The organism is Ihubacter massiliensis (assembly GCF_024125305.1).
Lineage (GTDB): Bacteria > Bacillota > Clostridia > Peptostreptococcales > Anaerovoracaceae > Hominibacterium > Hominibacterium faecale.
Genome location: NZ_JAMXVH010000001.1, coordinates 925005 through 941748, shown reverse-complemented (window position 1 = coordinate 941748; position 16744 = coordinate 925005). Strand labels below are relative to the sequence as shown.

15 protein-coding genes are annotated in these 16744 nt (G+C 45.0%); 11 read left to right on the top strand and 4 right to left on the bottom strand.

From position 1 onward, the window contains the following. The 3 genes from NIA71_RS04275 (at window position 1) to NIA71_RS04265 (ending at window position 3515) form a co-directional block, all read left to right on the top strand. Window positions 1–1437, top strand: a complete 1437-nt coding sequence (locus NIA71_RS04275) for a purine-cytosine permease family protein (protein WP_253019756.1) — start codon at window positions 1–3, stop codon at window positions 1435–1437. Beyond that, window positions 1418–2398, top strand: a complete 981-nt coding sequence (locus NIA71_RS04270) for a lipoate--protein ligase (protein ID WP_253019755.1) — start codon at window positions 1418–1420, stop codon at window positions 2396–2398. The genes NIA71_RS04275 and NIA71_RS04270 overlap by 20 nt, the downstream gene beginning before the upstream one ends. 76 nt (window positions 2399–2474) lie before the next feature. Continuing rightward, entirely contained in the window at window positions 2475–3515 is a 1041-nt protein-coding gene (locus tag NIA71_RS04265; RefSeq protein WP_253019754.1) for a zinc-dependent alcohol dehydrogenase, read from the top strand. Window positions 3516–3519: 4 nt separating this feature from the next. Here NIA71_RS04265 and NIA71_RS04260 read toward each other — a convergent pair whose 3' ends face one another. The 4 genes from NIA71_RS04260 to NIA71_RS04245 form a co-directional block, all read right to left on the bottom strand. Then, window positions 3520–4611: a response regulator transcription factor gene (locus NIA71_RS04260; RefSeq protein WP_148398861.1), complete on the bottom strand. Its 1092-nt coding sequence runs from the start codon at window positions 4609–4611 to the stop codon at window positions 3520–3522. A 207-nt stretch (window positions 4612–4818) separates the two neighbouring features. Then, entirely contained in the window at window positions 4819–5172 is a 354-nt protein-coding gene (locus NIA71_RS04255; protein ID WP_253019753.1) for a nitrilase-related carbon-nitrogen hydrolase, read from the bottom strand. A gap of 14 nt (window positions 5173–5186) precedes the next feature. Beyond that, window positions 5187–5438 (bottom strand): carbon-nitrogen hydrolase family protein, encoded by a 252-nt coding sequence (locus tag NIA71_RS04250; RefSeq protein ID WP_253019752.1) that lies wholly within the window; start codon window positions 5436–5438, stop codon window positions 5187–5189. 195 nt (window positions 5439–5633) lie between these two features. Then, a complete protein-coding gene (locus tag NIA71_RS04245) occupies window positions 5634–6695 on the bottom strand; it encodes a sigma-54 interaction domain-containing protein (RefSeq protein WP_253019751.1) in 1062 nt (353 codons plus the stop codon). Between the two features lie 592 nt (window positions 6696–7287). Between NIA71_RS04245 and NIA71_RS04240 the strand changes: the two genes are divergently transcribed. From NIA71_RS04240 to NIA71_RS04205, 8 genes are all read left to right on the top strand, one after another. Continuing rightward, complete coding sequence (locus tag NIA71_RS04240; protein ID WP_253019750.1) at window positions 7288–8598, top strand: saccharopine dehydrogenase family protein; 1311 nt, start codon at window positions 7288–7290, stop codon at window positions 8596–8598. Window positions 8599–8661: 63 nt separating this feature from the next. Continuing rightward, the gene (locus tag NIA71_RS04235) at window positions 8662–10347 is read left to right on the top strand and encodes an APC family permease (RefSeq protein WP_253019749.1); all 1686 of its coding nucleotides are present in this window, start codon (window positions 8662–8664) and stop codon (window positions 10345–10347) included. A 280-nt stretch (window positions 10348–10627) separates the two neighbouring features. Continuing rightward, window positions 10628–10795, top strand: coding sequence for a hypothetical protein (locus NIA71_RS04230; RefSeq protein ID WP_253019748.1), 168 nt, complete (start codon window positions 10628–10630; stop codon window positions 10793–10795). Window positions 10796–11409: 614 nt separating this feature from the next. Further along, window positions 11410–11943, top strand: a complete 534-nt coding sequence (locus NIA71_RS04225; protein WP_148398849.1) for a DUF308 domain-containing protein — start codon at window positions 11410–11412, stop codon at window positions 11941–11943. Between the two features lie 150 nt (window positions 11944–12093). Continuing rightward, the gene (locus tag NIA71_RS04220; RefSeq protein ID WP_253019747.1) at window positions 12094–12639 is read left to right on the top strand and encodes an SPOR domain-containing protein; all 546 of its coding nucleotides are present in this window, start codon (window positions 12094–12096) and stop codon (window positions 12637–12639) included. Between the two features lie 29 nt (window positions 12640–12668). After that, the gene (locus NIA71_RS04215) at window positions 12669–13961 is read left to right on the top strand and encodes a replication-associated recombination protein A (protein ID WP_253019746.1); all 1293 of its coding nucleotides are present in this window, start codon (window positions 12669–12671) and stop codon (window positions 13959–13961) included. Further along, window positions 13939–15951 carry a bifunctional 4-hydroxy-3-methylbut-2-enyl diphosphate reductase/30S ribosomal protein S1 gene (locus NIA71_RS04210; protein WP_253019745.1) on the top strand — a complete coding sequence of 671 codons (2013 nt, stop codon included), beginning with the start codon at window positions 13939–13941 and terminating at the stop codon, window positions 15949–15951. The genes NIA71_RS04215 and NIA71_RS04210 overlap by 23 nt, the downstream gene beginning before the upstream one ends. Before the next feature lie 103 nt (window positions 15952–16054). Further along, window positions 16055–16738: a 5'-methylthioadenosine/adenosylhomocysteine nucleosidase gene (locus NIA71_RS04205; RefSeq protein ID WP_253019744.1), complete on the top strand. Its 684-nt coding sequence runs from the start codon at window positions 16055–16057 to the stop codon at window positions 16736–16738. Window positions 16739–16744 lie beyond the last annotated feature (6 nt).

The following is a 16744-nucleotide window of genomic DNA, read 5'->3' as shown; positions in this document are numbered from 1 at the left end:
ATGGGAAAAAATGAACATGGCGGTAAGAACGAATTTTTGACAGGAAACTTACCTTTGCTGAAACAAGACAGGATTTATAGTTTTTTCGATAACGTCAACGTAGACGTTGCCCTGGCAATCGCCACATGGTGCTTTATGACAGGCGGCACTGTGGCGCTGTTCGTCGGTCTTTGGGAAGCCATCATAGCAACCATCGCTGGGAATGTGATCGGCGTCTTTATCGGAATTGTCGCTACATCCATCACATCGGCCAAATATGGGGTGGAGCATTGGACGCTGGGCAGAAGCTGGCTGGGCGGCAATGGGATGAAGCTGATGCTCCTGGTCATTTTGCTGACGCAGGTTGGCTGGGCGGTAACCTTGAGCGTTATGTGCGGACGTGCCTTTGAAAATATTTTAGCCGCAACCACCGGATTCGTATCTGAGAGCGGATATTTGATCAATGTTCTGGGGCTGGTTGCTGCTGTCGCAGCCTGGCTCATCGCCTGGAAGGGGCCTGTGGCCATGCGTAAAATGAGCGGTATTGTGGCGCCGCTGATGTGCATCGTCATGATCGGCATGGCCATCCTCATCGCCAGAGCGCCCGGAGGCTGGGGCGCAGTCTTTGACTACGAAGCCATCGCGCCGGTATCCGGCGGCAAGATGGTAAACTTTATGATCGCTTTTGAAATCAACATCGGCGCCGGTGTTTCCTGGTGGGCATCAAGGGGAACCGCCGCCAGATTATGCAAAACCGTAAGGGCCGCTTATTGGCCCAGTATGCTCGGCGTATGTCTGGCTTCATCTTTGGGAACCATTTTAGGCGTAGCGACTTCTTTGGCCTTCAACTCCATCGATCCGACTGAATGGATGGTGCCTCTGGGCGGTATGGTGATGGGAATCATTGCCCTCTTATTCATCGCTTTCGCCAACTTGAGCTCCACCCCGGTCACCATCTATGTGTCCAGTCTGGGGCTGCGTCAATTCAAAATTTTCGAAAACATGAATTGGGGCAAAGTTACATTCTTCTTCATGCTCCCGACCTTCCTGGTGATGATTTTCTGTCCGCTGTACATTTACGATCATTTCTATATTCTGATGGGAATTATCTGTGTCGTTTATGTGCCTCTTGTGGCGATCCAGATGGTGGACTACTTCATCCTGAGAAAACAAAAGCTGGATCTGGTGGATATGTTTGATAAGACGGAAGCTAGCCGGTATCGTTTCTGGGGCGGCTTCAACTGGGTTGCCATCGTTGTTTTCGCATTGTCCTGCATCGTATATGTGGCCCTCTTCGATCCGATCCTGCTGGCAGCAAAGCCCCTGTTCGTCTACATGTCGGCCACAGGAGCCACCTTTGTGTTCGCGGTGCTTTCTTATACGATACTTGGTAAATTATTCCTGGTGAAGAATAAAAAAGGAATCGGCGGTTATTCAAATGATTTATCTCAGAAATAATGGGACAGACCCTCATTACAATTTAGCGTTTGAGGAATATGTTTTTCAAAATCTCTGTAAGGATGATTCTGTGCTGCTGCTCTGGCAGAATGAGCCGTCGGTTATCATCGGGCGGCATCAGAACACCATTGAAGAGATTAACCGGGATTTTGTATCGGCCCGCAGCATTCATGTTGTCCGCAGAATTACAGGCGGGGGAGCGGTTTATCACGATTGGGGAAATTTGAATTATTCCTTTCTGATTCCTGAGGCAAAAGCGGATCTGGACTTCACAACCTTTACCGAGCCTTTAGTCAAGGCGCTGGGAGCATTGGGCGTGGAAGCAGAGCAGACAGGGAGAAACGATGTTACGGTGGATGGTAAGAAAATCTCCGGCAATGCCCAGCATTACCAGAACGGGATTCTGCTCCACCATGGAACCATTCTCTTTGATTCCGACCTGGAGTGTGTAAAAAAAACACTCCAGGTGAAACCGGAAAAAATTCAGTCAAAAGGTATCAAATCGGTTCGCAGCAGAGTGACCAACATTCGCCCGTATTTGAAAGAGGACATGACCCTTTCCGCATTCAAGGCTTATTTGCTGAAAGCGTTTTCCCAGAAGGAAGGGCTGCGGGAGCATGTGCTGAGCGGCTTGATGGAACGGGAAGTCCGCAGGCTGGCGGATGAAAAATATCGGAGCCATGACTGGAACTACGGATATTCGCCTAAGTGCAGCTTGACGCGGAGCGGCTATTTTGAGGGCGGCTTTGTGGAAGTCAGACTCAATGTGGAGGCGGGTAAAATCACAGAGCTGAAAATCTTCGGTGATTATTTCAGCCTTCGCGATACCCGGGAATTGGAACAGATGCTCATCGGCTTGGAATACAGCCGCTCGGCGGTATCAGAGCTTTTGAACACGGTGAATGTATCGGAATATTTTAAGGGGATTTCCCCGGAGCAAGTTGGAGCATTAATTGTTTAAGACTTCCTAATATAAATCTGAAGAGATCCGAGCAGGCGAAAGCAGGCTTGGGTCTCTTCAAAAGCAGGAGGATGCTATGAAATACGCAATGATTACAGGAGCACGGAGAATTGAAATCAGGGAAAAGCAACAAATGCCGGCTGCTGCAGGTAAAGCACGGATTAGAATTAAGCGCTGCGGCATATGCGGCACGGATGTTCATATGTGGGAGGATGGCGAGACCTATAAGGGTTTGATCCCAGGCCACGAAGCCGCCGGTGTGATCGAAGAAATTCCCAGCGGGTATGACGGACCCTTAAAAGAAGGGGATCGAGTTGCCGTTTTTCCTGCTGAGCCATGCGGTGACTGCCAACTATGCAGAACAGGTTTGCGAAATCTTTGTCTGCCTCCGGGCAGTATGGGGCTTGGCTGCGGCCTCCATGAGCCGGGGGCCTTTTCTGAGTGTCTGGATTTTTCCATCCGCTTTTTATCAAAACTGCCAGATAACGTTACTTACAGCCAGGGAAGTTTAGCTGAACCAGCCTCCGTAGCTTATCGGGCTATTCAGCATGCTGATTTGAATGTGGGGGATGGTGTACTCATCTCAGGAGCTGGGATCATTGGCTTGCTTTGTGCCCAATTTGCCAAACTCTCTGGCGCTGCATACATAGCGGTATTTGATATAGAGCATGAAAGATTAAAGCTCGCTTATGATCTTGGGGATGTGACCGAGAGCTTTGATGTGTCCTCCAATCAACAACCAGAGAAAACATTATGGACAGCCAGTAACGGAGGGTTTGACTGTTTTATTGATTGTACCGGCCATCAGAATGCTATAAACCTGGGAATATCCGTCTTAAAAAAAGGGAAAAAGATGGTCTGCGTAGGCATCAACTTTGAGAAACAACTGATGGATCACGTTCGAATCGTCCAAAATGAGTTGGAAGTAAAAGGGAGTTTCGGGCAAGTTGAAAAGGACTTTGATGAATGCATTAAAATGATCGGGGCTGGTATCCTGGATGTGGACAAATATATTTTCAAAACCATTGGCTTTTCCGAATTGCAAAGCTGTTTTGAGCAAAAAGACCGGCAAAAAGGAACCGACCTTAAAGTCCTGCTGGATCCGGAAAAAGACTAGGCTTTTAACGAAGAAATTCGTTATATCTCGCAATCATGGCCTTTTGATTATTCACATTCAGCTTGCAAAAGATGTTCTTGATGTGCACCTTGACTGTGTAGATGCTGATGCAAAGCTCTTCCGCGATCTCTTGCGTTTTCAGTCCCTTGGCGGCACAGTCGATGATCTCTTTTTCCCGATTGGTGATCCCGTATTTGGCCATAAAGGCGGAAGCATCTTTTTTCGCGGCCTGTTTGGATATGATAATCAAATAATTTTTTTCGAAATTTTCGTAAATGTTTTTATTGATCAAGATGTTGATTTCAATTTTATATCCGAGAATATAATAAGAGATCTTCTGTTCCGCGCTCATGGTAAAGTTGGTCGTATCTTCCAGGTTGGAAATGAAGATGCTGATTACTCGCTGAGTGTTGATTTCTCCGGTGATAGCTTTGCAGAACTCCACAGCCGTGGTATTATAATCCACGATTTCTTTCTTTTCATTGATCAGAATATTGCCCAGAGGAAAAATGTTGCGGGTATCCTTTAGAAGTTGGATGTCCTGATTCATTTTTCCTATTTTTTTATAAATTTGGTATCCCTGTCTGACGATCTTGCCGATGAACGAAATCAGACAGCGTTCTTCCTCTGTGAAATTTTCATCCTCTTTTGATTTGTATAAGCTAAGCGCGGAAAGAGAGCTATCCAGCAAAATAATGGCTTCATAAAAAAGATTCCGCTGTTTGAAAAAGTTATTATAAAACTCGGTTTGCTCATAGTCGACAAAGGATATAATGTCCTCCAGATAGAGGATTTCGGAAGAGTCATCATTCCTGTCTGAGAAAGTGAACGCGTTTTTATGATCGAAAATGTATTCGTTTTTCACATCTTTATCGATGTATTCATTGGAATAGATTTTTTTTAAATTGACATTATCATAGATACCGATGAACTTATCTTCCTCGAAAATGGTGACGGAGCTTTTATAGCTCCAAATGCGTGAGATCAGGGACGTGGCCGTATCTCCAAAATCAGCGCCTTGCAAAAGCTCATCGTTCATTTGTAAATAAAAATTAAAAATCTGTTCATAGGTATGCGCTTGAAGTGAGTTTGCCATATTGAAAAGTCCCCGCTTATTTGAAATAGATAATTATATCAATTATATCATATGAAAACCGCCTCATAATTAGGAAAAACATGGAGATAAGTAGTATTTCTGATGGGAAATGGAAGGATGCAAATGCATACTGGCTGAGCAGGACATAAAGAAAGATGCCCCGGCGTAGAAATGTGCAGGGGCATCTTGAAAGATAAACTTCGGATTTTAATAAGGCTTTACTAAATCTCCATAAGCATCGGGCCGTCTGTCTTTAAAAAACGTATAGTACCTTGATCTTTTTTCATCTGTTAACCCTAAATCGATTCTTGCAGAGAGGATGCCTTCTTTGCGTTGGTTGAGGGAAGCGATTTCCTGACCTCTGGGGCCGATGATTTTGCTGCGGCCAAAGAAACTCAGTGTTTTTCCGTCATCACCGATTCGATTGGCGGCAACTAAATGGAGCGTGTTATCCAATGCACGGGCCCTGGTTATGAGTTCCCAATCCTCTTCATGAGTGTTAATCTTTGACGAATCCCAAGCCTCCTCATATGGATCTTCCCAATTTGTACTGACTACCAATAGATCGGCGCCTTTCAAAGCGAGAGCTCTGGCGACTTCGGGGAAGGCGGTGTCCCGCAGATCATGATTCCCAGCCTGCCTATTTCTGTATCAAAGACGGGCAAATCGCAGCCTGCGCGGCACCATGTCTTTTCAGAAGCAAAGGGATGCACCTTTCTGTAAGTGCCTGCGGCTTTCCCGCAGCGGTCGATTAGAACAGCCGCATTGTATAATACGTCTGTAAGCACAGGGTCCCGTTCCGGTAAACCGTATATATAGTTACCCATAAAACGGACCTCCTTAAAATCTGTTTAATAAAGGATTGCAGCGGTTGGGTCTGCGCATAATCAACTTACTTACAGATAACTATAAGCACAAATCATGCCAAACTTGAAAGGCTTGAAAAATGCTGAATTCTTAAATCATGGATAAAATTCGGCCTGACATGCATGTAAGAAATTCTTTACAGTGTCAAGATACCCTTACAAAAGCTTGTATTTTTTTAATTTATCATAGAGAGCAGTTCGTGAAATTTTCAGCATATTAGCGGTTTTGCTACGATTTTGATTGTTGAGCTCCAACACTTTTTTTATGGTATCCGCTTCCGCGCGCATGCGCACTTGCTCCAAAAGATTATTCAGCTCACGGACATTTCCCGGCCAATCAAAGCATAGAAACAATTCCATCACCTCATTGGAAATACTGTCTACGTTTTTTACCATTTGTTTATTCAATTTGTCCAGCCGGTAATTGGCAAGTAGAGGAATATCCTCTTTTCTTTCGGAAAGGGGCGGAATATTTATCTCTATTACATTCAATCGGTAGTAAAGATCTTCACGAAAAGTTTCATCTTCTACCATATGCCAAAGAGCTTTGTTTGTGGCGGCGATAACGCGAATATCGATCGGGATGGTCTTTCCGCCTATGCGTGTGACTTCCTTTTCTTGCAGCACACGCAGCAGCTTAGACTGGATGTGATAGGGGAGTTGATCCACCTCATCTAAAAAAATTGTTCCCTTGTGAGCCATTTCGAAGAATCCCCGCTTGCCGCCGTGCTGGGCTCCGGTAAACGAGCCTTCTTCATATCCAAAAAGTTCTGATTCTACCAGCGCTTCAGGGATGGCGGCGCAGTTGACGGAAATAATCGGGCACTGACATCTTCGAGACGTATTATGGATGGAATGGGCCACTACTTCCTTGCCGCATCCGGTTTTTCCAGTTATGAGGACCGTGGAATTGGACTCGCTTAAATCTGCGATTTGCATGCGGATTTCTTTTGCGGCGTGACTGTTGCCAATGAAATCATTGATACTATATTTAATCGTATTTGATTTTTTGCTTGCATCGTACATAGAATGGAAGGTACTTTGATAATTGAGAAGCCCTTTTGAGGAGAATTCTTCCAGTTTGTTGAGAAACTCCTTTAAATCCCGTCCATTGGTGAAAAGATCGTAATCAATGGCACCGACCAGTTTCTCCCCCTTATATAAGGGCTCGATTCTGGCGATATTAGTAACATCGGAGGAAAAATAAAAACAGTTCATATCCTCTTGGCCGGTTTTTAGAGCATTGGTAATCTTTGAAACAGGATGTATTTTATTGATGTGTTTCCCTACCACCGTACCTTGCATTTCTTTCAAGTATACCACAGTTAGGAGTCCATACAACAGACCGGATTTGTAATATGCATTTCGTTAATAATTTAATTATTAAAAACAACTTGAATATTCTGAAAAAGAATGGTAAAATGGTTTCAAATCATACAACTAGATACTTCGGATGAAAATAGCCTTAGACGTCCTGATTTCGTCAGGAGGCCGAAGAAGCAAAGCGGGGTAGTGGCAGTTACCCTGTGGAAACTGACAGGCAAAAGGAAGGTTATTGGACGAAACTTTGGAGAGATCACTTTAATGTGGCGCCTACGAGGAGATAACCAACTGGCAAAGGGACAGAGGAGTATGCAGCATTATTTATATGCGTGTATTTCTCTTTTTTTATGCATGATTTGAAAAGGGCCTGTTAGCAGGAAATGTATGGAAAAAGAGAAATAATGTCAGCATCGAGTATCTGGTTTGTACCAACTGCTGAGTAAGAGAATGGGCAAAAAGCCCACCCAAAAGCAAGGAGGAAATTATTATGAAAATGTTATTGGTAGGAGCAGGAGCCGTAGGAGAATCGATTTTAAGAATTCTGCAGGTAAGAGATCCGGAAGGAAAATGGCTGGAAAAAGTCGTAGTCGGAGATTATGATTTTGACCGGGCCAAAGAAGTTTGCGACCACTTGAAAGGTGATGCGCGCTTTACGCCGCAGCAGCTGAACGCAAAGAATAAGGACGAATTGGTGGACATTATTAAGAAGCAGGGATGCGACTTTGTAATGGATGCTGCCGCCCCGTTCGTTTCCAACAATATCTTTGACGCCGCCTATGAAGCAGGTGCCAACTATGTAAGCATGGGCACATGGTCCGTACCGTACGATCCCCCCAAGTATGGAACCCTGGAGGGAAGTTTCTCGGAACCAATGGCCAAATACAACTTCGATCAGCATGAAAAGTGGAAAGAAAAAGGAAACATGGCCTGCATCTGCCTGGGCATCGACCCTGGTGTTGTAGATGTATTTGCTAAGTTCGCTGCTGAATATCTCTTTGACGAGTTGAAGGAAATCCATGTAAAAGACGGCGGAAATCTGGATATCCCCAATGCGGGAGAAGACGACATCACATTTGGATTCAACGTATGGACCGTACTCGACGAGTGCGTGAACCCCAACGTTGAATGGAGCAAAGAAAAAGGCTATGTGACCGATGTTCCGTTCGCAGGAGAAGAGACCTTTGAAATGCCAGCTGGCGTTGGTCTGAACACGCTGGTAAAAGTAGAACACGAAGAAACCGTTCTCATGCCGAGATTCTTGGAAAAATACGGACTTGAAAAAGTCACCTTCAAAATTGCATTGGACGATAACCTAATTCAGGCATTGAAAGTCATCACTTCCCTGGGACTGAGAAGTCTGGAACCAGTAGAAGTAAACGGCGTGAAAGTTGTACCTCGTGATATCGTAGCTGCATGCGCGCCTCAGCCGAAGGACATCGGCGACGAGATGGTGGGCAAGATGTGCGTAGGTATCCACTGCAAGGGTATCAAAGACGGTAAAGAAAGAGAAATCTTTATGTATCAGCCGTTCGACAACCAGGATTCCATGGAAAAATGGAACATGCAGGCTGTCGTCGCCCAGACCGGATTTGGCGCAGCCGTGGGTATCGAGCTGATCGGCAGAGGAATTTGGAAAGATGCCGGCGTTTATGCGCCTGAATATTTCGATCCGATCCCATATCTGCAGATTATGGATGAAGCAGGCTTTGAATACGGAATCGTAGAAATGGATTCTGCGTATAAGACTGCCAAGGATAAGGAAATGATGGCCGAAATCTTTGAAAGCGCAAAGAAGTAAGCGTATACATAATGCTATGGAGCCCACTCCGGCTCCATAGCTATCTTTTAAGGAGGTACAAGAATGAGCCAACCACAAGTTGACGGCGTTGCCGGCCTGAAAAAACATGACATAAAAGTTTCAGGCATTGTATTTATGCTTTACTGCCTCGTTGCGGCAGGTGCGTTCGGTATAGAAGAAATGATTCCGGAGGCTGGCCCTGGAATGACGATCATCCTTTTGGTTGCATTCCCGATCGTATGGGCGTATCCCATCAGTAATCTGGTGGCGGAATGCGGTTCCGTGCTTCCGTCGGAAGGCGGCGTGTACGTCTGGGTCAAAGAAGCCTTCGGCGAGTTCTGGGGCTTCCAGGCAGGCTGGTGGGGTACGGTTTCCACTTATATTACCAATGGTGTATACGTGGCTTTAGTAGCCGGATATGTTCATCAGATGATTCCAATGTCAGATATTGCAAATCAGGCATTAAAAATCGGAATGATTCTAATTTTTACTATTATTAACCTGATGGGATTAAAAGAGGTGGGAAAAGTAAGTACCGTTCTCTCAATCCTGATCGTTTTAGCTTTTGCCCTGGTAGCTATCGTTGGTTTTTTGAACTGGAACAGCAATCCGATTGAACCGGTACTTCCTCCGGAATATACGGTTGTAGACGGCATTGGCGGCGGAATCTGTATCTGCGTATGGATGTACTGCGGATATGAATGTATTTCCAATATGGCCGGCGAAGTAAAAAATCCTCAGGTTATTCCAAAAGGCTTGATGATCGCGATGCCTCTGGTAGCGCTGACTTATGTGCTGCCGACGCTGGCAGGCCTGGCTACTCTTCCGGCAGGAAGCTGGGAAAACTGGTCCACAGACGGCGGATTTACAGGTGAAACCGTCGGTTATGCTACTGTTTTGACTCAGAATCTGGGTACTGCGTGGGGATATGTATTCCTGGTGATTGCCATTATTTCTCAATGCGCAATCTTCAATACCTACCTTGCGTCCGGTTCGAGAGGGTTCTTTGTTCTGGCGGATGATAATCTCTGCCCCCAGTTCCTGGTAAAGGTAAGCAGAAAGAGAGGCGTGCCTTATGTGGGTATTTTGTCTCTGGCAATCGTTACATTGATTTTAGCACAATCCGACTTTACAACGCTGGTCAGCGCGGAAGTCGTATTCATGCTGGCGCTGTACATCATTTTGCCTCTGGCTGTGATCAAACTGCGCAAAAAGATTCCAATCGAAGAACGGAAAGCCAAAGGGTTGTACGTTATGCCAGGAGGAAAACTTGGGCTAGTCTTTTACGCAGGATTCCCGATGGCCATTGCGCTGATCGCGCTGCTGGTAAACGGTACGGACTATCTGGTTATGGGTCTGATCGCCACCAGTACGGGACCTATCGCCTACATTATCTTTAAGAAGCTGTACGGCGGCATGGCTAAGAATGATCCGATCAACTATCCGTTGAATAAAAAGACAAAGCTGGCTTTTGGCGATACCATTCGTATCGGCGTGTTCCTGATCGTTGCAGGGGCGCTGTCTTTCTTCGGTCAGTTCTGGCTCCACTGGTATGAAATCGATTACGGTGAATGGGGGCCGGATGATTATGATATGATGGGCAACATCATTCCTCAGGTGCTGGAAATCCTCAAATGGGCAGGACTGGCAGCAATCATAATCGGTTTGATCCTGGCTGTTTTCGGCAGAAAGAATCTTGAAAAAGATGAAAATAAGATGATCGCAAAGGACGACCAAGACGTGTCATAAATAGAAATGAACAAGCATCGCTAACCGTAAAGTTTGGTTAGCGATGTTTTTTTGTCCAGCGGTCGTCATTTTATAACAATATGTATTGAATATTCTGAAAAAAAGTGCTAGAATAAAAATCGAAGTAACTGTACGGATCAGGCATTAGACCCGCCTGGTCCGATTTTTATTACGTAGGAAATATCGTCAGCGATATTTCCGGAGTATCAACAAGGTCCACTTCTTAAAAAAACGGCGAAGCCGACTTTGTTGTTGAAGTACAGATTGAAAGGAGGACACCATGCAAGGCTTTTTCAGCGATTTCTGGGGAATGATCAACTGGTGCAGAATTGCCGGAATCATTATGCTGGTCGTTGGCTTAGTCATCTTCTTTATCGGCAGGAAGAAAGACCCCGCCTTGCCCATTAAGGAACAGCCCATTCCTACAGAAGGTTTGGGGGCAGCCTGAAGAAAGAATTTCAGGATAAAGCTTAACCGCAAAATGGTTTAAATTTGAAAGACGGGCAAAAAAGCCGAGAAAAACCGGGTATCCAGACGATGCCCGGTTTTTTGGACATTTTTATGGAGGATAGCGCAAAAGAAAGAGCAAATTAATACATAATAAAAACAAATAAATATATCAATAAAGCAAAATAGTACAGGAAAAAGTTTGACAACTAGCAAACTAAGCGCTATAATAAAATCGTAAAGAAAAGTAAGGTAGCAAAACAGAAAAGAGGGATATTATGAGTACTGCTACGAAAAACGCTATTGTAAAGAGGTTTCACGCATTAAAAGAAGGGTTTCTTACATGTTCAGAAATGATCGATGAATGCGTTCAGAAGGGACTTCTTAAATAGTTTCCTTACAAAACAAATATATACATTTGTATATTTTTTTCCGGTGAGAGTGCTCGCCGGTTTTTTGTTTTTTTGCTCGGGATAGCTTTTATTTTTACCATTGAAAGCCGCCTCGCAAAGAGGTAAAATATAGTAAAGTTCACTCGGTGCGCATTGTAGGTGGCAAGCGTATATACTACGGACGCACATCGTTAAATTGCAGATACAGAAATGGAGAACTGGAATGGATGGAATTAAAAAAATTAAATCGCTGGGAATTTTTCTGGGAATTTTGTTGATCCTGCTTGGGGTGGTATTCATTGTATTCCGCAGAGATATTGTGGAAGCGCTGGCGATGATTGTAGGAATTGGCATTATTGTAATTGGCGCCTTTAAGCTTGCCCAGGCGTTTTTAAGTAAAAATGAGGTCCAAAATAAGCCTTTGGGAATTTCGGTTGGAATCGTGCTTCTGGCTCTAGGTATTTTCATTTTGGTGAATACTAATATTTCCATCATGATGCTTGGGGTTGTGATCGGAATTTTTGCCTTTGCTTCGGCTTTCGATCGATTTGCTGTTGCCAGAGAAAGAAAAAAACGGGGCTTAAAATGTGGAAATACGATACTCTTCGGACTGATTCATGTTGTCTTTGGCGTAATCATGGTTTATTGCTCTTTCGCGGTAATGTCTTTTATTGTCGTACTGACGGGCATCTACCTGCTTGCGGCCGGGATCATGGTAGTCTTGTCGACCGGGTACTTTTTCGACTATCGATCATAAACGAGCGTGATGGAAAGACGGCTTTGGAGGCCGTTTTTTGTTTTGGAAAAAGGATTTGCATCTCTGTTGATTTTGTCCAATCCTTTGGTCTATTTTGTCCAGAAAATTAATATGATGTACAAAGCGATATTGATGAAAAGAGGAGAGACAATGAACCGAAGGAGAAAAATCAGAAGACGGCCGAGAGCCTATGGGGGCAAAAAAATACAGGTGAATTTTGCTCCTGTTATTGTTATAATATGCTTATCTGTCTGCGCCGGATATTTGACGGCCAAATATGTTGTTTATCCGATTCTCGGATACGAGCCTACAGGACTCAACATACTACAGAATAAATCCACCCAAGAAAAAAAGGATGAGACAAAGGCTAAGGAAGAATCCACCACTGCTGCGCCTACAGAAACGACGGCCGCACCTACAGAAACGACAGCTGCGCCGACGACCGTAGTGCAGGATAAGGTTGATGTCAAACAAACCGCCGGCTATGCGCTCCAATTCGGCAGCTACTCAACGAAGGCAGCTGCCCAAAAGAGCGTAAAACAGCTAAAAAGCTCAGGGATCAACGCGCGCGTCCTGGAAAAGGACGGCGCATATAAAGTAGTAGGAGACTTGTTCGATACAAAAGAAAAAGCCAAAGCAGCCCTGGAAAAAATGGACGAATCTGTAGGAGCATTTGTAACAACCGTCGATCAATAACACAAAAGGATTCATAGCAAGGAGAAAACATGATACCTTTATCCACCAAAATGAGACCTGATAATTTGGACGAATTTGTGGGACAGACCCACTTTATGTATCAAGGCTCGCTTTTATACAATGCCATCAAGAACAAAACCTTTGACTCAGCAATCTTCTTTGGTCCCTCGGGAACTGGCAAAACCACGCTGGCCCGAATTGTGGCTAAGGAGATGGACGCTGATTTTATTGAGATTAATGCATCAACCACAGGGACGAAAGAGCTGAAAGAGATTATTGAAAATGCAAAGACGCGTTTTTTCGGTCTTCAAAAAGAGACAACCTATGTCTATGTGGATGAGTTCCATCGCTGGAATAAGCTGCAGCAGGACTCTCTTTTGAAAGCCCTGGAGGAAGGGGTGATCCGTTTTATTGGGAGCACCACGGAAAATCCTTATTTTGCAGTCAATAACGCAGTAATCAGCAGAGTAAGAAATATCTATGAGTTTCGCCGGCTGACCACCGATGAGATCCTGGGCCTTTTAAAACGGACGCTGGAAGATTCCCTCAAAGGGTTCGGCGGCCTCAATGTTTCTTATGACAAAGAAGCTCTGCGCATTCTGGCGGATATGAGCTCGGGCGATGCCCGCGTTGCACTGGATACGCTGGGCTTCATTGTGGATAATTTAAGCGAGGGAACCAAGCTGGATGAAAAGATCGTAGGGGAAGCCATGCAGCGGCAGACCACGTTTTACGATCGAAGCGAGGATAAATATAATTTGCTGTCCGCTCTTCAAAAATCAGTAAGGGGAAGCGATCCTGACGCTGCCGTACATTATTTGGCACGTCTGCTGGAAGGGGGCGGAGACATTCAGATGATTGGAAGACGCCTGCTGGTTATGGCCAGCGAGGACGTGGGAATGGCTTACCCAAGCGCCATCACCATTGTCAATGCCTGCGTTCAGGCAGCGCTCATGGTCGGACTGCCAGAGGCCCAGATCAACCTGGCTCAAGCTGTGGTGCTCATGGCATCCTGCCCAAAATCCAACGCGTCCAATATGGCTCTGGCCAAAGCGCAGGCCGATCTACAGACCAAAAAAATCGATGATGTTCCGCCCCATCTGAAGGACGCCCACTACAGCGGAGCATCCAAGCGGGGCCATGGAATCGGCTATAAATTTCCCCACGCCTACGGCGGTTATGTGCCCCAGCAGTACCTGCCCGACAACTTGTACAAGGAGGGGGTGCGGTACTATGAACCTACGGAAAATGGAAGCGAGTCTTCCTTTAAAAAATATTTGGAGGAATTAAAACGAATCGATGAAAGAAATCATAAGGGCTGATCATTCCGGATTTTGTTTCGGTGTGAGAGAAGCTATTGAAAAAGCGGAAAAAGCGGCGGATCAGTGTCGGGGGAGCATCTACTCCTGCGGTTCGCTGATTCATAATAAGCTGGTGACCGAGAAGCTGGCGCGAAAAGGAATTCAAGTGATCCAAAGCCCTCTGGAAGCAGAGGCCGGCTCCACGGTCATCGTCCGTTCCCATGGAGAAGGAAAGAATTTTTATGAGATCGCAGAGAAGAGGCGGCTCAAGCTGGTCGATGCCACCTGTCCCTTTGTGGCCAGAATTCATGATTTGGTACGGACTGCAAAGGAAAAAGGCAAGCAGGTTGTGATCGTCGGCGATGAGAACCATCCTGAGGTGCAGGGCATCAACGGCTGGTGCGGTGACTCGGCTATTATTGTAAGCTCCCCGCAGGATGCAAAGCAGATCACAGAAGATGATCTCTTTGTTGTCGCTCAGACGACTATCCGCAGTTCAGTATTCGATCAGGTCCTCAGAGCCCTCGAGGAAACAGGGAAAACCTTTTCCCTGACCAATACGATCTGTCATGCCACGTCCAATCGCCAGAAGAGCTGTATGGAAACAGCAAAAAAAGTAGAACTGATGCTTGTACTGGGGGATACTCAGAGTTCCAATACCAAAAAATTGTATGATATTTCTAAAAAATATTGTACAAATACTCATTTTGTTGAAAATATAAAAGATTTACCATTGAAAGAAGTTGAAAAATGTAATAGAATAGGTGTAGCAGCGGGCGCTTCGACGCCTGAATGCTTAATTAAGGAGGTTATTGCCAACATGAGTGAAAACACACTTGAAAACAACAACGAAATGAACTCAATGGACGCCTTAATGGACGAAATCGAAAAGTCCTTAAGACTGCCGCGCAGCGGAGAGATCGTAACAGGTAAAGTGCATCAGGTTACGAATCGGGAAATTATCGTCAATCTCGGCTGCAAAAAAGATGGAATTATTCCACTCGACGAAATTACACTGGAAGGAGATCAAAAGCTAACTGACTTATATCAAGAAGGCGATGAAATTCAGGCCAAAGTTGTAAAGACAGACGATGGCGACGGCAGTATTCTGCTGTCAAAGAAAAAGCTGGAAGTTGGCGAACACTGGGACGAAATCAACCAGGCGCTTGAAGATAAATCAATCATTGAAGTAAAAGTTGTTAGACCCGTCAATGGCGGTGTGATCGCAACGTACAAAGAAGTCTCCGGATTTATTCCACTGTCTCAGCTTTCCGACAGATACGTGGAAAACGCGGAAGAATTTGTAGGACAGACTCTTCCGGTCAGAGTTTCCAGAGTGGATCAGAGAAGGGGCAAAGCCGTATTCTCCCACAAAATGCATCTGAATGACGAAAAGAACAAGAGAATCGCAGAGATTTGGGAAGGCCTCTCTGTGGACGACGTAGTAGAAGGTACCGTAATGCGGTTCACCGATTACGGCGCATTCGTAGATATCGGCGGCATCGATGGTCTGCTACATATCTCAGAGATTTCCTGGGGTAAGCTGAAGCATCCGCAGGAAGTACTGAATATCGGCGACAAGATCAAAGTAAAAGTTCTTTCCATGAATTCGGAAAAAGGCAAGATTTCCCTGGGTCTGAAGCAGAACCAGCCGGAACCTTGGAGCGTGATTAACGATAAATATGAAGTGGGACAAGTCGTTAGAGGCAAGGTTGTACAGATTAAGGAATACGGCGCGTTTGTAGAACTGGAGCCGGGTCTGGACGGACTTGTACACATTTCTGAAGTAGCTCATAAGCGGGTTGGAAACATTGCCGACGAACTGAACGTAGGCCAGGATGTTTCCGCTAAGATTCTGGAGATCGATCAGGATAGAAGAAGAATCAGCCTGAGCATCAAAGAAACGTTGGATGAGGAAGATCAGCCGATGGAAGGCGAATCGACCGAAGAAGAAGTTCCCGTTGAGCAAGCAGCAGAAGAAACTGCTCCCGAAGCTGAAACAGAAGAATAAAAGAACAATTACAAGGGCGGGGCTTAATTGCGACCTCGCTCTTTTTCGTTAGCAAACGGATTGATTATGAAAAAGAATTTTGGGCTTAAGGAAGGAGCAGCAAGTGAAGATAGGCATTTTATGTGCTGGCGATACAGAAGTAGTTCCCTTTCTTAGAATGATGAAACACTGTAAAGCTACAAAAAAATCGATGCTGACTTTTTACCAAGGGCAGCTGGAAGATATAGAAGTTGTAGCATTATTTTCAGGAGTATGCAAGGTTAATGCGGCCATAGCAGCGCAAATTTTAATCGATACATATGGGTGTACTGTGATTATCAACGCTGGGACTGCCGGAGGAATAGATGAAAAACTAGAAATTTTCGATACTGTTATTTCTACAGAAACAGCTTATCATGATGTAGCAGATGATATTTTGACCGAATTTCATCCCTGGAAAGATTCTATTTATTTCAAAGCAGATGAAAAGCTGCTTGAAGCCGTAAAAACAGTGATTGCCAAAGGCAACCTAAACAATCGAGTGTTTTTAGGAAGAATGATAACCGGCGAACAATTTATTGAAAACAATAAGCGCGAATACATTGCTGCCAAATATTCACCTTTGAGCGTGGATATGGAAACAGCTAGTATTGCGCATGTATGTTATGTTAATGGGATACCGTTTATTTCGATTCGGACGATCACCGATACACCGGACCGAAGCGGAATATCAGAATTTGAAAAGAATTGTAAAAAAGCTTCTCAAATATCGGCCAACCTTGTTAAATCCATGTTGAAAGAGCTATAAAAGGAG

Bases quoted from the DNA above. Each gene is read 5' to 3' on its own strand.
- NIA71_RS04275 (WP_253019756.1), top strand. From the start codon at position 1: ATGGGAAAAAATGAACATGGCGGTAAGAACGAATTTTTGACAGGAAAC.
- NIA71_RS04270 (WP_253019755.1), top strand. From the start codon at position 1,418: ATGATTTATCTCAGAAATAATGGGACAGACCCTCATTACAATTTAGCG.
- NIA71_RS04265 (WP_253019754.1), top strand. From the start codon at position 2,475: ATGAAATACGCAATGATTACAGGAGCACGGAGAATTGAAATCAGGGAA.
- NIA71_RS04260 (WP_148398861.1), bottom strand. From the start codon at position 4,611: ATGGCAAACTCACTTCAAGCGCATACCTATGAACAGATTTTTAATTTT.
- NIA71_RS04250 (WP_253019752.1), bottom strand. From the start codon at position 5,438: ATGGGTAACTATATATACGGTTTACCGGAACGGGACCCTGTGCTTACA.
- NIA71_RS04245 (WP_253019751.1), bottom strand. From the start codon at position 6,695: ATGAACTGTTTTTATTTTTCCTCCGATGTTACTAATATCGCCAGAATC.
- NIA71_RS04240 (WP_253019750.1), top strand. From the start codon at position 7,288: ATGAAAATGTTATTGGTAGGAGCAGGAGCCGTAGGAGAATCGATTTTA.
- NIA71_RS04235 (WP_253019749.1), top strand. From the start codon at position 8,662: ATGAGCCAACCACAAGTTGACGGCGTTGCCGGCCTGAAAAAACATGAC.
- NIA71_RS04230 (WP_253019748.1), top strand. From the start codon at position 10,628: ATGCAAGGCTTTTTCAGCGATTTCTGGGGAATGATCAACTGGTGCAGA.
- NIA71_RS04225 (WP_148398849.1), top strand. From the start codon at position 11,410: ATGGATGGAATTAAAAAAATTAAATCGCTGGGAATTTTTCTGGGAATT.
- NIA71_RS04220 (WP_253019747.1), top strand. From the start codon at position 12,094: ATGAACCGAAGGAGAAAAATCAGAAGACGGCCGAGAGCCTATGGGGGC.
- NIA71_RS04215 (WP_253019746.1), top strand. From the start codon at position 12,669: ATGATACCTTTATCCACCAAAATGAGACCTGATAATTTGGACGAATTT.
- NIA71_RS04210 (WP_253019745.1), top strand. From the start codon at position 13,939: ATGAAAGAAATCATAAGGGCTGATCATTCCGGATTTTGTTTCGGTGTG.